The sequence below is a fragment of the Streptomyces sp. NPDC001348 genome (assembly GCF_053597535.1).
The window spans coordinates 14488-27442 of sequence record NZ_JBSFIK010000059.1 but is presented as its reverse complement, the minus strand read 5'-3'; the positions used below and the strand labels follow the sequence as shown (position 1 = coordinate 27442).

Sequence of the window (12955 nt, the reverse complement as noted above, 5' to 3'; positions counted from 1 at the left end):
TCCGGTCACCTCGGCGGCGCCGCCCCCGTACTGCGCCGGACCACCAGGGTCGTCGGCACCAGGTCCGTCCCGGGCCGTGAGCCCCCGCCGGTGCGGATCTGCTCCAGGGCCTTGCGGACGCACCGGCGGCCCACTTCGGCGAAGTCCTGGTGCACGGTGGTCAGGGGAGGCACGAAGAACGCGGCGTCGGGGATGTCGTCGAAGCCGACGACGCTGACGTCGCCGGGCACGGAGCGGCCGCGTTCGTGGAAGGCGCGGAGCAGGCCGAGGGCCATCTGGTCGTTGGAGGCGAAGACCGCGGTGCACTCCGGTTCCTGGGCGAGTGCGAGGCCGGCCGCGTAGCCCGACTCGGCCGACCAGTCCCCGTGCAGCGGCGGCGGCACGGGGCGTCCGGCCTCCTCCAGTGCCGCGCGCCAGGCCTGGGTGCGGCGCTGGGCGGCGAAGGACGTCTCGGGCCCCGTGAGGTGCCACACGGTCCGGTGGCCCAGGTCCAGCAGGTGCCGGACGGCCTTCCGGGCCCCGTCGGCCTGATCGGTGTCGACCACGCCGTAGCGGTCGCCGGCGTCGGAGTCCACGACGACCACGTGCACTCCGGGCGGCAGTTGCACCGTGCCGGTGTCGAGGAGATGGATCTCCATGATGACGATGACGGCGTCGACGGCCAGCTCTCCCATCCGGGTGAAGGCCCCGAGCACGTTGTCCTGGGTCGGGACGTCGATGGGGATCAGCGTGATCGCGTACCCCTCGGCCGCCGCCTGCGTGGCGATCGCCTCCACCGTGCGGCTGTTGCCCGTCGAGGACAGGCTGAAGAGGATCACGCCGATGGTGTTGAACTGGCCGTACCGTAGGGCGCGGGCCGCGCTGTTGGGCCGGTAGCCCAGTTCCCGCATCGCCGCGAGCACCTGCTCCCGGGTCGAGCCGATCACCCCGGGATGGCCGTTCGACACCCGGGAGACCGTCTGGGATGAGACCCCTGCGAGCTTGGCGACGTCGGCCATGGACACCCGCTGCTTCCGGCGCCCGCCCGGAACACCGGAGCCGCCCCGTTCGACCACTCGTGCCTCCTCGACCCGTTCCCCGCCCCCGGGGGTCTGTTGCGCGATGCACCGGATGTTACGCGTGAGAAATCTTGACGGCCGCTGAGGCGGATGCCACGATTCCGGCGCCGCCGAGTTTACGTAAACATCCCCCACGACGGCAGGTCATGTTTACGTAAACATGCGAGGCGCTGAGACGCCATCTCCGGAAAGGGCACGTCGATGAGCAAGACCCCCGCCACCAACCGCCTCCACCACCGTGCGCGTGCCGCCTGCGTGGCGGTGGCGATCGCCGCGGTCAGCGGTGCGACCCTGGCCGGCAGCCCCGCCTCCGCCGCGCCGACCGGCACCAGCCAGTTCCGGGGCGTCAACTGGGCGGACCCGCGGGACAACTACGCCGACGACTACCTGCAGCTGTCCGGCCTGTCGACCTCCGACACCTACGCCCAGACGTACGCCAAGGCGAGCCGGATCATCTCGGCGTTCCGCGCCAACCTCGACGCCAACACCGTCCGGCTGCCCATCAACCCGTACACCGTCAACGGCGCGTACTGGAAGTCGTACCGCGGCGTCATCGACGCGGCGACGGCCAAGGGCTTCAAGGTCATCGTCTCCTACTGGGAGGGCACGGGTGCCAACAAGGACGGCTTCATCGACGACACCGCCACCTACTGGCCGATGTGGGACACGGTGGTCAAGGCCTACAAGGGCAACTCGCGGGTCTACTTCGAGCCGATGAACGAGCCGCACGGCTACACCGACACCCAGTGGGCCGACATAGCCGCGAAGTGGCTGGACACCTACCCCGCCGTCCCGCGCAACCGGGTCTTCGTCAGCGGTGCCGGCTACAACGACCACGTCACCTCCGTCTGCGCCGACCCGCGCCTGAAGGGCACCTATCTGTCGCTGCACCACTACGGGTTCTGGAAGGACTACGCCACCTACGACCAGTGGGTGTCCGACCTCAAGGAGCGCCTCGGCGACTGCGCCGGCCGGACCGTGGCCGACGAGTTCGGTGCCCCGATGACCACGGGTCTCGACTACGACCACCCGGCCCCGGACAACAACTTCATCAACTTCATCCAGGCCGACACCGACACGTTCCGCAAGCTCGGCATGGGCTCCGTCTACTGGCCGGGGCTGCGTACCGACGACATCTACTCGATGCAGAAGCTGGTCGGCCCCGCCTCCCGGCCCTGGCTGGAGACCACGAACCAGTCCGGCGCCGACCGGCTCGCCTGGGGCTGGGGGCACGGCAAGCCCGTCCGGCCCTGACCCGGCCGCCCGGCCGGGGACCCACCGGTCCCCGGCCGCGCACCGCACATCCCGGCACCGCCCGGGGACCGGTTCGGCCCCCGGGCGGTGCCGAGGTGTACACACCGATGGTGGGCGATTTGCCGGATTCGCCGTCCTGACTTCCCGTCGGAGGGAAGGCCCGATCGCGGACAAGTGGCCGATACGGTCCGGTTAATGCTTGCTCACGCGCTGGTTGCGGGAGAGTAAGCGCGTCATGATGGGCCCATGACGTTGGCCTCGCGCGCGCTCGCGCAACTGGCGACCTGGCCGGACCTGAGACAGGCGGCGCCGAGCTGCGGCCTGGGACAGGCGGTGAGTTCGGCCGGGGGCGAGATCGCCCACTTCCACTCCGACCGGGATGTCGACCTGCGCCTGACGGCCCGCGCCATCCGGCACTTCTCGAAGAACCTCAAGGGGTCGGGGGCGATCCGCATCGTCCCGGGTTCGCAGTGGGTGACCCTCCGCCTCGACGCCGCGAGCGACGTCGACCTGCTGCTGACGCTGGTGAGCGTCGCCCTGCAGGCCCAGCAGACCTGGCCGGACCCGGGCACCTACCGGCCGGCGGCCGGCTGCAACGACCAGCGGGGCGCCGGGTTCGTCAGCGCGGACCACAGCGGGATCTGACGGCCCGTTGGGCCCCACCCCCGGGGTCCGGGGTCACACGGCGACGACACGCACCCCCGCCTCCTCGAACCGGCGCACGGTGTCCTGATCCACCGCCGTGTCCGTGACCAGGGTGTCCACCGCCTCGGTCGCGCAGATACGGGCGAAGGCCCGCCGACCCAGCTTGCCGGAGTCGGCGGCCACGACCACCCGCCCGGCGCGTTCGCACAGCAGCCGGTCGATCGCGGCCTCCGCCTCGTCGTGCGCCGCCGCACCGTGCGTGACGTCGAAGGCCACCACCCCCAGGACCGCCAGGTGGAGGGTGAGCTGACCGAGCACGGCGTCGGCGAGCGGGCCGACGAGTTCGTACGACTGCGGGCGGGCGACCCCGCCGGTCACCACCATCTTGAACTGGGGCCGTACGGCGAGCTCGTTGGCGATGTTGAGCGCATTGGTCACGACGGTCAGCGCGGGGGAGCCGGAGGCCAGGTCGCCGCGCACGGCGAGGGCACGGGCCACCTCCGTGGATGGTCGTGCCACCGGTCAGGCCCACCGCCTCACCCGGTGTGACGAGGTCCGCCACCGCCTCGGCGATGCGCTGCTTCTCCGGTGCGCGGCGGGCCGTCTTGCAGCGCAACGGCACTTCGTACGAGACACCCCGTGCACCACCGCCCCGCCCCGGGTGCGCACCAGCATCTGCTGCTCCGCGAGCCGGCCGAAGTCCCGGCGGATCGTGGCGGGCGACACGGCCAGCTCGGCCGCCGCCTCCTCGACCTCCAGGCGACCGCGTTCGACGAGGAGTTCCAGCAGCGTCTTCCAACGGGCGTCGCGCGACATCGGCGGCCTCCGTTCCCCGGCGACTCCGCGCCCCTTACGCGGTCCGGTTCCGTCTGCATGCTTGATTCTGCTCGAAAGATGCTTCTATCTTGCAGGAAAAAGCAGAAATCTTCGGGAGGGGGCGGCATGACCCATGTCGAGGACGAGCTGAGCAGCCAGCCCGAGTGCTGGACACGGGCGGCCGGGGAAGCGGGGCGGTACGGCGCGGTGCTCCCGGCGCCGGGTGAGCGGGTCGCGATCGTCGGCTGCGGCACCTCGTACTTCATGGCGCAGGCCGCGGCCGCCCTGCGCGAGGGCGCGGACGCGGGCGAGACCGACGCCTTCGCCGTGTCCGAGTTCCCCTACGGGCGCCGCTACGACCGTGTCGTCGCCCTCACCCGGTCCGGTACCACCACCGAAGTGCTCCAGCTGCTCGAGCGGCTGCGGGGGAGCGTCCGCACGACCGCGGTCACCGCCGACCCGGACAGCCCCGTGATGTCGGCCGCCGACGACGTCGCCGTACTGGACTTCGCGGACGAACGGTCCGTCGTTCAGACCCGGTTCGCCACCAGCGCGCTCACCCTGCTCCGTGCCCACCTCGGCCTGCACACCGACACGGCGGTAGCCGACGCCCGTACCGCCCTGTCGACTCCCTTGCCCCCGGAGGTCGTCGCGTGCACGCAGTTCACCTTCCTGGGCCGCGGCTGGACGGTCGGACTGGCGAACGAGGCCGGACTGAAGATGCGCGAGGCGTCACTGTCCTGGGCCGAGGGCTGGCCGGCGATGGAGTACCGGCACGGTCCGATCAGCATCACCGGACCGGGCACGGTCACCTGGATGCTCGGCGCGGCGCCCGACGGGCTGGCCCGACAGGTCAGCGCCACCGGCGGGTTGTGGATCGAGGGGCGTCTCGACCCGCTCGCCGAACTGGTCCGGGCCCAGCGCCTCGCCGTCGCCGTCGCCGCGGCGCGCGGCCTCGATCCCGACCGGCCGCGCCACCTCACCCGCTCGGTGATCCTCGCACCCCGACAGGACCCCTGAAAGGAAGGGACAGGCCGTGCCTCTCGCAGCCACCGGTGAGCTGGTCACCCGCGCAGCCGCCGCCCGGTCCGCAGTCGCCGCCTTCAACATCGTCACCCTGGAACACGTCGAGGCCGTCATCGCCGGCGCGGAGGCGGCTGCCACTCCCGTGGTCCTCCAGGTGAGCGAGAACGCGGTCCGGTTCCGCCACGGACGGCTGCACCCGCTGGCCCGGGCCGCCGCCGTCGCCGCCGAGCGGGCCCGTGTCCCGGTCGCCCTGCACCTCGACCACGTGCAGAGCGACGACCTGCTGCGGCAGGCACCGGACGCCGGTTTCAGCTCCGTGATGTACGACGCCGCCCGCCTGCCGTACGCCGGGAACCTGGCGGCCACCCGCGCCGCCGTCGACTGGGCACACGCCCAAGGCCTGTGGATCGAGGCGGAGTTGGGTCAGATCGGTGGCAAAGCCGGGCGGGAGAGGGACGCCCACGCGCCCGGCGCCCGTACCGATCCCGAGGAGGCCCGGGCCTTCGTCGCCGCTTCCGGCGTGGACGCGCTGGCCGTGGCCATCGGCAGCGTGCACGCCATGACCACCCGCACCGCGGCCCTCGACCACGCGCTCCTCGGGCGGCTGGCCTCCGCCGTACCGGTCCCGCTCGTGCTGCACGGCTCCTCCGGCGTACCGGACGAGGGCCTGGTCGCGGCGGTCGCGGGCGGCATCGCCAAGGTGAACGTGGGCACCGCCCTGAGCGTCGCGATGACCGGGGCGATCAGGGAGTTCCTCGCCGCCCGTCCGGAGGCCGTCGACGCACGCGAGTACCTCGGCGCGGCCCGCGAGGCGATGGCCCACGAGGTCACCCGCATCATCGGAGTCCTCTCCCCGCCCGCGCGAGCCGCCGGGGTCAGCCCCGTTTCACGGCCCTGAGCACCACGAACTTCGGGTTGCCGGCGACCGTTTCGCTGTTGCCGAACAGGCGCCGCAGCTTCACGTGGTAACCCAGGTGCCGGTTGCCGATCACCCAGAGCTCACCGCCGGGACGCAGAGCGCGCCGGGCGCCGGTGAACATGCGCCAGGCCGTCGCGTCGGTCGTCGCCTGGTGGGAGTGGAACGGCGGGTTGGTGAGGACGAGGTCCACGCTGCCGGGCGCCAGCCCGGCGAGCCCGTCGCCGACGCGGAACTCGGCGTGCCCCGGAACCCCGTTGGCCTTGTAGGTGGCCTCCGCCGAGGCCACCGCCTGGAACGACTCGTCCACGAACAGCACCTCGGCGGACGGGTCCGCCAGCGCGACCGCCGTACCGACGACGCCGTTGCCGCACCCCAGGTCCACCACCCGGCGCGGACCCTCCCCGTTCGCACCCGGCAGGTGCTGCAGGAAGAACCGGGTGCCGACGTCCAGCCGGTCCGCGCAGAACACGCCCGCGTGGTTGACGACGGTGCGCCCCGAGGCCGCGCCGATGCCGTCGGGGAGGGCGTAGCTGTACGGCCACGGGTTGTCGGGACGCGCCGGCGCCGGTTCCGGGGCGCAGAGGATCAGCCGGGCCTTCTGCCGGGCCAGTGAGGTCCGGGTCGGGCCGAGGATCCGCTCGAACAACCGGAGTGTCGAGGTGTGGATCTCCTTCACCATGCCGGTGCCGACGACGACCGTGTCCTCGTGCACGGCGGGCGCCAGCCGCAGCAGCTGGTCCTCGAGGAGCGCCAGGCTCTTCGGCACCCGGACCAGCAGGACGTCGACGCGTCCCGGCGGGGGATCCTGGGTGGTCAGCAGGCGTACGGCACCGGGCTCCACCCCGGCGCGCGCGAGGTTCGCCCGGGTCGCCTCCTGGCTGAGGTACGAGTCGGTGATCTGCGTCGGCCGGTGCGCCGCCAGCGCCGTGACCAGGGCGCCCCAGCGGTCCCCGACGACCACGACCGTGCCGGACAGGGGGATCTCCTCCTCGGCCAGGTGCCGGAGCAGGTATGCGTCGGAGGCGTCCCAGGCGCGCAGCTTCTCGTGCGGATCCTCGGGGAAGCGGGACAGCTCGAGCTCGCCCCATGGAGTCGTCATACGGTCGTTCATCGTGCGTCCAGGCTATCCGGCCCGCCAGGCCCGGCCGAGCCGCCGCCCACGGCACGTCGGGCAGGATGGAGGTATGGAGGCGGAGCTGTTCCCCAGGGGGCGCACCCGGGTCGCGCCGGGCGCCGTGCACGTCCCGGACTGGCTGCACGCCGACGCCCAGCGTGAGCTGCTGGCCGCCTGCCGTGGGTGGGCGCGGCCCCCGGCCGGCCTGCGCACCGTCCGTACGCCGGGCGGCGGCACGATGACCGCCCGGCAGATGTGCCTGGGCCGGCACTGGTACCCGTACGGCTACGCCCGCACGGTCGTCGACGGCGACGGCGCGCCCGTGAAGCCCTTTCCGCCCTGGCTGGGCGAGCTGGGCCGCCGCGCGGTGGCCGATGCGCTCGGCGCGGAGGCCGCCACGGGGGAGTACGACATCGCGCTGATCAACTTCTACGACGGCGACGCCCGCATGGGCATGCACCGCGACAGCGACGAGCGGTCCGACGCGCCGGTGGTCTCCCTCAGCCTGGGCGACACCTGCGTGTTCCGCTTCGGCAACACCGAGACCCGGGCCAGGCCGTACACGGACGTCGAACTGCGCAGCGGCGACCTGTTCGTCTTCGGCGGGCCGGCCCGGCTCGCCTTCCACGGCGTCCCCCGGGTGCACGCCGGTACGGCGCCGCCCGCGCTGGGGCTGTCGGGGCGGCTGAACATCACCCTCAGGGTGAGCGGCTTCTAGGCCCTGCCGTTTGCTCGCGACACGGACCGGCCGGCATGCGGATCATGGGAGACTCGCCCTCATGAGCGGCAAGGCGGACCCCCGGACGGCGGGGGATGGGACCACCTCGAGGACGCGGCTGGACCGGGGGCGCGGTGCCCTCGGGCCCGCGTTGGAGCTCGTGCACACCGGACGGGCACCGACCCGGGCCGTGCTCACCGCCGAACTGGGTGTCACCCGGGCGACGGCCGGCGCGGTCGCCGCCGAACTGGAGGCGCTCGGCCTGATCAGGGTGGACGCCCGTCCCGGCGCCGCGGCCGGTTCCCAGGGGCGTCCGTCGCACCGGCTGGAGGTCGCCGAGGAAGGACCCGTCGCGCTGGCCGCGCAGGTGCACGCCGACGGCTTCCGTGCGGCGCTGGTCGGGCTCGGTGGCCGGATCGTGGCGACCTCGCCGGGCTGCGAGACCGTCGACGCCGACCCGGCGAAGGTCCTCGGCTCGGTGGTCGAGGCGGGCGCCGAGCTGCTCGGCCGCACCGGGCGCCGCTGCGTCGGCGCCGGTCTCGCCGTTCCGTCGGCGGTGGCCGAACCGGACGGACTGGCCCTCAACCCCCTGCACGTGGCCTGGCCGGTGGGTGCGCCGGTACGCCGGATCTTCGCCGAGCGCGTCCGCGCGGCCGGGATCACCGGCCCCGCCTTCGCGGGCAACGACGTCAACCTCGCCGCGCTCGCCGAGCACCGGCACGGCGCGGGCCGCGGCGCCCGGGACCTGCTGTGCGTGGCCACCGGGCACCGGGGCGTCGGCGGGGCACTGGTGCTGGACGGCCGTCTGCACACCGGGAGTTCCGGCCTCGCCCTCGAGGTGGGTCACCTCACCGTCAACCCGGAGGGCCGCCCCTGTCACTGCGGCAGCCGCGGCTGCCTCGACGTCGAGGCGGACCCGCTGGCACTGCTGAGCGAGGCGGGACGCGACCCGGGTCCCGAGGTCTCCCTGCTCCAGCAGGCCATCGACCTGATCCGCCACCAGTACGCCGACCCGAAGGTGCGCACCGCCGCCGAGGTGCTGATCGACCGGCTCGGCCTCGGCCTCGCGGGCCTGGTGAACATCCTCAACCCCGACCGCATCATCCTCGGCGGCCTGCACCGCACCCTGCTCGACGCGGACCCCGACCGGCTCCGCGCGGTCGTCGCCGACCGCAGCCTGTGGGGCCAGAGCGGAGGCGTCCCCATCCTGCCCTGCACCCTCGACCACAACAGCCTGGTCGGAGCCGCCGAGTTGGCGTGGCAGCCGGTGCTGGACGACCCGCTCGGGGCACTGCGGTGACCGCCCCGCGCGCCGTCGAACTCCTGCGGGCACGCCGCGTCCGGCTGGTCGAGACGCCCCCGCCCGAACTGCCCGCCGAGGAACGTTCTGCGATGGACCGCGTGTGGGACGAGGCGGTACGGGCCAACCCGACCCTGTTCGACGGGCCCGTGGCCGCCCTCACGGGACTGACCTGGGAGGAGCGGCACGGACTGGTCCTGTCCTGGACCCGCGCCAGCTACCGGCTGCGCGCCCTGCGCGGGGTCCCGGGCGCCACCGCCTGGCTGCCGTCCCTGTTCGTCTGCGTCCTGCAGCCGACCGACGACGGGCGTCTGCTGGTGGGCCGGATGGCCCCCTGGACCGCCGCGCCCGGCCGCTGGCAGCTGCCGGGCGGCTCCGTCGAACCACCGGCGGCGGGCGAGGACCTGGACCTGGCCGCGCTGCGCCGGCACGCGGCCCGTGAACTGGCCGAGGAGACCGGGGCGGACACCGGGCCGGAAGCGCTGACCCTGGGGCTCGCCACCCGCGGCCGCACCGGATCCGTCGGCATCCTGTTCCTGGCCCCGGCGTGTTCTGCGGCGTCGCTGTACGAACGTTACGCGGCACTGGCGGACGCGGAGACGGCCCAGGGCCGCGAGCCCGAGTTCGACCGGCTCGCGCTGGTCGGTTCACCGGACGCACTGGCGGCTCTGGGCGGCCCGCACGTGGACTACCTGGAGCCCGTCGTCCGCGATTTCGCGAAGGCCGGCGCCTGAACCCGGCGCGGCGGGCGGCTCAGCGCCAGTCGACGGCGAAGGCCCGCCCCGGGTTGTCGGCGAGGATCCGCCGGACCGGCTCCGTGCCCAGCGCCGCCTCCAGGCGAGGCCGTACCCGGCGCAGCAGATACGGCATCCCGGGCCCGCCGTCCACCGACCGCGCCCCGGCGACCACGGTGTCCCCGCCGAGCAGCAGCCGGTGCCCGAACCCGGCCTCCACCAGGGCGAGTACGGCGTCCGGCATCCGCCAGTCGGTGGTGTGATGGGCGCGGGACGGGCCGTCGAAGGCGAGCCAGCAGCCGCTCCGGGCGGCCTGCCGCTGCACCACGGGGTCGGGGGAGCGGTTGAGGTGCCCGAGGACCACTCGGTGCGGCGGCACCTCCAACTCGCCGCACAGCAGGTCCAGTACGTCGAGCGCACCGGTGCCCATTTCCAGGTGCACGGTGATCGGCGCGCCGGTGGCGTGGTGCGCCTCGGCCGCGGCGGCCATCGTCCAGCGGGCGTGCGCGTCGAGGGCGTGGAAGCCGCCGGCCACCTTGATCAGTCCGGCGCGGACCCCGGAGGTGCCGATGCCCTCGGTCAGCTCGGCGACGAACACGGCGGCGAGCCGGCCGCGCAGCTCGCCCAGCGACTCCGGGGCGTAATGGGCCGCTTGGTGCAGTCCTGTCGCGCAGACCACCTGCACCCCGGCGGCCCGGGAGAGTGCCGGCAGGTCGGCGGCCCGGCGCCCGAGCCCGTACGGCGTCCACTGCACCACGCTCGCCCCGCCCGCCGCGCGGAACGCCTCGAGTTCGGCGCGCGCCGCTGCGGCGTCGTCCAGTTCCTGGCCGACGAGTTGGGGACTGGCCAGGAAGAGGTGGTCGTGCGCGTCGCACACGCCCAGCTCCTCGGGAGGTATGTCCCCGAGGACGGTGCGGACGGCGGCGCTCACCACTGCCGCCCGCGCGGCAGGCGGTCCCTGCCCGGTGCCGACAGGTGCAGCACCTGGAAGACGTCCCCGTGCGCCTTGGGCGTGTCGTGCTCCCAGAGGGAGAAGTGCACCAGCTCCCAGTGGTGGGTGTCCACGGCACTGGCCGCCAGCACGGCACCGTCCCCGGCGGCCAGCCGTCCGGTCTCGCGCACCGCGTCCTCCATCAGCCCGGACAGTTCGGCCCCGTCCGGCACCGGCTCGCGCCGGCGTACGGCGACGGCGGCCCCGGAGACCGCGGCGCCGCCCTCCTCGTACGCCAGCCCCGACCACCGCCGTGCCACCGGCCGCCCGAAGTCGTCGACGAGCCCCTGGAAGGCGCCGCCCCACAGGAAGCGGTTCATGCCCCGCACGGTGTTCCAGAGGTAGAACGGCGCGTACTGGTTGACCGGCGAGCCGTGCGTGCCCCGCTCGCGCATCAGGTACGCCTTGAGGCCGAGGCCGTCCCAGTCGTCGAGCAGGTGCCCGATGCGGGCCACCCGGCCGCGGATGACGTCCATGTCGTGGTCGGCGGGGAAGGTCAGCTCGTACTGCAGCGCGTGCATGCGGGGGTTCCTTCTCGGGCGGGGTGGCGGCCGGGGCCCATGGGCTCTACCGGGGCGGGTGGTTGCGGCCTCACTGGGACCGCGATGCCAGCAGTGCGAGCAGCCCGCGGACCGCGGTGTCGAACGCGGCGGGGGAGCCGGAGGCGCGGGCCAGGACGTAACCGCCCTGCACGGTGGAGATGACGGCGGCGGCGACCTCCGCGCCGTCCAGCGAGGACGCGAACTGTCCCTGTTGTTTGCCCTCTTCGACGATCCCGGCGATCCGCGCGCGGATCCGGTCCAGCGTCTCCTCGACCGGTGCGCGCAACTCGTCGCTGGCGATCACGTCCGGGTCCATGGTCAGCCGGCCGACCGGACAGCCGCGCAGCACGTCACGTTCGCGCAGCAGATACGCCTCGATGCGCTGGTACGGCGTGCCGGGGCCGTCGAGCACCCGCTCCGCGGTGGCCAGCAACTCCTCGGCCGTGCGCCGGATCGCGGCCAGCGCCAGGTCCGGCTTGCCCTTGAAGTGGTGGTACATACTGCCCTGGCCCGCACCGGCGCGCTCCAGGATCGCCTTGGGGCTCGTGCCCACGTACCCGCGCTCCCACAGCAGTTCGCGGGTGGACTCGATCAGTCGCTCCGAGGTGCTCATGCCGCCACTGTACATACTAGTAGTTACAGTCGCCAGTCCTTTCGCCGGGTGGTCGGGCGAGCGCCGTGTACTCCCCGCGGGGTAGGTCCGCTGCCGCCGGCCGTACGACGACCCGGACCCGTCCCCGGGATCAGTCTTGAAGCGTCACCGCACCACACACCCCGACCGTGGAGATGAACCGAGATGCAGACCCTGGCGGACTGGAATGGCGGGCCCGGCCCGTGGATCCTGTTCTTCCCCCTGATCTGGGCGGCCGTCGTCATCGGCGCCGTGACCTTCCTGCGCCGCACCGTATGGCGTGAGCGCGGCGGGCCCTGGCGCGTGGCGGGCGGCGCGCGCCCGGCGGGCGACTCGCCGATCGCCGTACTCGGCCGCCGTTTCGCCTCCGGTGAGATCGACGAGGACGAGTACTGGCGCCGGCTGTCCGTCCTGGAGGAGCAGTTCGGCCGCATCGGCAAGGGCGGTACGGCCTGAGTGCCGCGGGCCGCCCCGCCGGCCGGCGGCCGAAGCCGGGTCGACGGCCCACGCCGGCGAGCCGATGCGGGAACCGCCGAGCGCCGGACGCACTCCGGCAGCCGCCGGGTCAGCCCGCGACGACCGGCCGGGCGGGGGCGTGGACCGCGAGGGGCGCGCAGGCCGCGGGTGCGGGTTCCACTTCGACCTGCTCGAAACGGCTTACGGACGCCTCCGCGGCAGCGCGCCGCGGCGGACGGGCCGGTTGCCGGTCCATGACCGTAGAGGCGGGCAGCGTGAACCACACGACCTTGCCCTCGTCGCCGTCCGGCCGTGCCCCCCAGCTCTCGCTGACCGCGGCCACCATGGCGAGCCCGCGCCCGCACGTGGCCAGCGGTCCAAGATCCGCCGCGTCCCCCACCGCGGGCATGTCCCCGACGACGGGCAGGCGTGGATCGTGGTCGCGCACCGACACCATGAGCCGGCCGAGGACCAGTTCCATCTCCACCGTGCAGGACTTGTCGGGCTGGGCGTGCCGGTGGACGTTGCTCAGCAGCTCCGTCACACCTAGCGAGGCCCGGTCTATCAACTGGTCGAGATGCCAGTAGCGCAACTGCGCAGATACGATTCTGCGGACCTGGCCGATCCGCGACGGCAGGGCTTGGAGCTCCACCGTGCAGTGCTTTGGCTGACTGATCACGGCTGCGACTCCCCGATGTGAGGTCCGGTCGAACCCGGAGGAACACGGAGAACAGATCCAGCAGGGTGCTTG

General features: G+C 73.4%; 14 protein-coding genes and 1 pseudogene. 8 read left to right on the top strand and 7 right to left on the bottom strand.

All coding sequences use genetic code 11. From position 1 onward, the window contains the following. Nucleotides 1-5: 5 nt before the first annotated feature. Nucleotides 6-1055, bottom strand: a complete 1050-nt coding sequence (locus tag ACWC21_RS38200) for a LacI family DNA-binding transcriptional regulator (RefSeq protein ID WP_450888954.1) — start codon at nucleotides 1053-1055, stop codon at nucleotides 6-8. Nucleotides 1056-1259: 204 nt separating this feature from the next. On the opposite strand from ACWC21_RS38200, the gene ACWC21_RS38195 reads away from it, so the two are divergent. Continuing rightward, on the top strand, nucleotides 1260-2312 hold the full coding sequence (locus ACWC21_RS38195; RefSeq protein ID WP_450888953.1) for a glycoside hydrolase family 5 protein: 1053 nt from the start codon (nucleotides 1260-1262) through the stop codon (nucleotides 2310-2312). 246 nt (nucleotides 2313-2558) lie between these two features. After that, the gene (locus ACWC21_RS38190; protein WP_450888951.1) at nucleotides 2559-2957 is read left to right on the top strand and encodes a luciferase domain-containing protein; all 399 of its coding nucleotides are present in this window, start codon (nucleotides 2559-2561) and stop codon (nucleotides 2955-2957) included. A gap of 33 nt (nucleotides 2958-2990) precedes the next feature. On the opposite strand, the pseudogene ACWC21_RS38185 reads toward ACWC21_RS38190, so the two are convergent. Further along, a pseudogene (locus ACWC21_RS38185) lies at nucleotides 2991-3773 on the bottom strand (DeoR/GlpR family DNA-binding transcription regulator). Nucleotides 3774-3899: 126 nt separating this feature from the next. Here ACWC21_RS38185 and ACWC21_RS38180 point away from each other — a divergent pair. Beyond that, nucleotides 3900-4793, top strand: coding sequence for an SIS domain-containing protein (locus tag ACWC21_RS38180; protein ID WP_450888949.1), 894 nt, complete (start codon nucleotides 3900-3902; stop codon nucleotides 4791-4793). 16 nt (nucleotides 4794-4809) lie between these two features. After that, complete coding sequence (locus tag ACWC21_RS38175; RefSeq protein WP_450888947.1) at nucleotides 4810-5697, top strand: class II fructose-bisphosphate aldolase; 888 nt, start codon at nucleotides 4810-4812, stop codon at nucleotides 5695-5697. Here the strand turns inward: ACWC21_RS38175 and ACWC21_RS38170 are convergent. After that, nucleotides 5675-6817, bottom strand: a complete 1143-nt coding sequence (locus tag ACWC21_RS38170) for a methyltransferase (RefSeq protein WP_450888945.1) — start codon at nucleotides 6815-6817, stop codon at nucleotides 5675-5677. The genes ACWC21_RS38175 and ACWC21_RS38170 overlap by 23 nt on opposite strands. An 85-nt stretch (nucleotides 6818-6902) precedes the next feature. Between ACWC21_RS38170 and ACWC21_RS38165 the strand changes: the two genes are divergently transcribed. The 3 genes from ACWC21_RS38165 to ACWC21_RS38155 all read left to right on the top strand — a co-directional run bounded on the left by ACWC21_RS38165 (nucleotide 6903) and on the right by ACWC21_RS38155 (nucleotide 9584). After that, a complete protein-coding gene (locus tag ACWC21_RS38165) occupies nucleotides 6903-7550 on the top strand; it encodes an alpha-ketoglutarate-dependent dioxygenase AlkB family protein (RefSeq protein ID WP_450888943.1) in 648 nt (215 codons plus the stop codon). 61 nt (nucleotides 7551-7611) lie between these two features. Beyond that, nucleotides 7612-8850, top strand: a complete 1239-nt coding sequence (locus ACWC21_RS38160) for an ROK family protein (RefSeq protein WP_450888941.1) — start codon at nucleotides 7612-7614, stop codon at nucleotides 8848-8850. Then, nucleotides 8847-9584 (top strand): NUDIX hydrolase, encoded by a 738-nt coding sequence (locus ACWC21_RS38155; RefSeq protein ID WP_450888940.1) that lies wholly within the window; start codon nucleotides 8847-8849, stop codon nucleotides 9582-9584. The genes ACWC21_RS38160 and ACWC21_RS38155 overlap by 4 nt, the downstream gene beginning before the upstream one ends. A 19-nt stretch (nucleotides 9585-9603) precedes the next feature. Here ACWC21_RS38155 and ACWC21_RS38150 read toward each other — a convergent pair whose 3' ends face one another. From ACWC21_RS38150 to ACWC21_RS38140, 3 genes are all read right to left on the bottom strand, one after another. Continuing rightward, nucleotides 9604-10515 (bottom strand): phosphotriesterase family protein, encoded by a 912-nt coding sequence (locus ACWC21_RS38150; protein WP_450888939.1) that lies wholly within the window; start codon nucleotides 10513-10515, stop codon nucleotides 9604-9606. Next, on the bottom strand, nucleotides 10512-11096 hold the full coding sequence (locus tag ACWC21_RS38145; protein WP_450888937.1) for a DUF4865 family protein: 585 nt from the start codon (nucleotides 11094-11096) through the stop codon (nucleotides 10512-10514). Before ACWC21_RS38145 ends, ACWC21_RS38150 begins: the two co-directional genes overlap by 4 nt. 70 nt (nucleotides 11097-11166) lie before the next feature. Further along, entirely contained in the window at nucleotides 11167-11745 is a 579-nt protein-coding gene (locus ACWC21_RS38140) for a TetR/AcrR family transcriptional regulator (protein ID WP_450888935.1), read from the bottom strand. 168 nt (nucleotides 11746-11913) lie between these two features. Here ACWC21_RS38140 and ACWC21_RS38135 point away from each other — a divergent pair, with 168 nt between their 5' ends. Beyond that, nucleotides 11914-12204 carry an SHOCT domain-containing protein gene (locus ACWC21_RS38135; RefSeq protein ID WP_450888933.1) on the top strand — a complete coding sequence of 97 codons (291 nt, stop codon included), beginning with the start codon at nucleotides 11914-11916 and terminating at the stop codon, nucleotides 12202-12204. Between the two features lie 109 nt (nucleotides 12205-12313). On the opposite strand, the gene ACWC21_RS38130 is transcribed toward ACWC21_RS38135, so the two are convergent. Continuing rightward, the gene (locus ACWC21_RS38130) at nucleotides 12314-12883 is read right to left on the bottom strand and encodes an ATP-binding protein (RefSeq protein WP_450888931.1); all 570 of its coding nucleotides are present in this window, start codon (nucleotides 12881-12883) and stop codon (nucleotides 12314-12316) included. Nucleotides 12884-12955 lie beyond the last annotated feature (72 nt).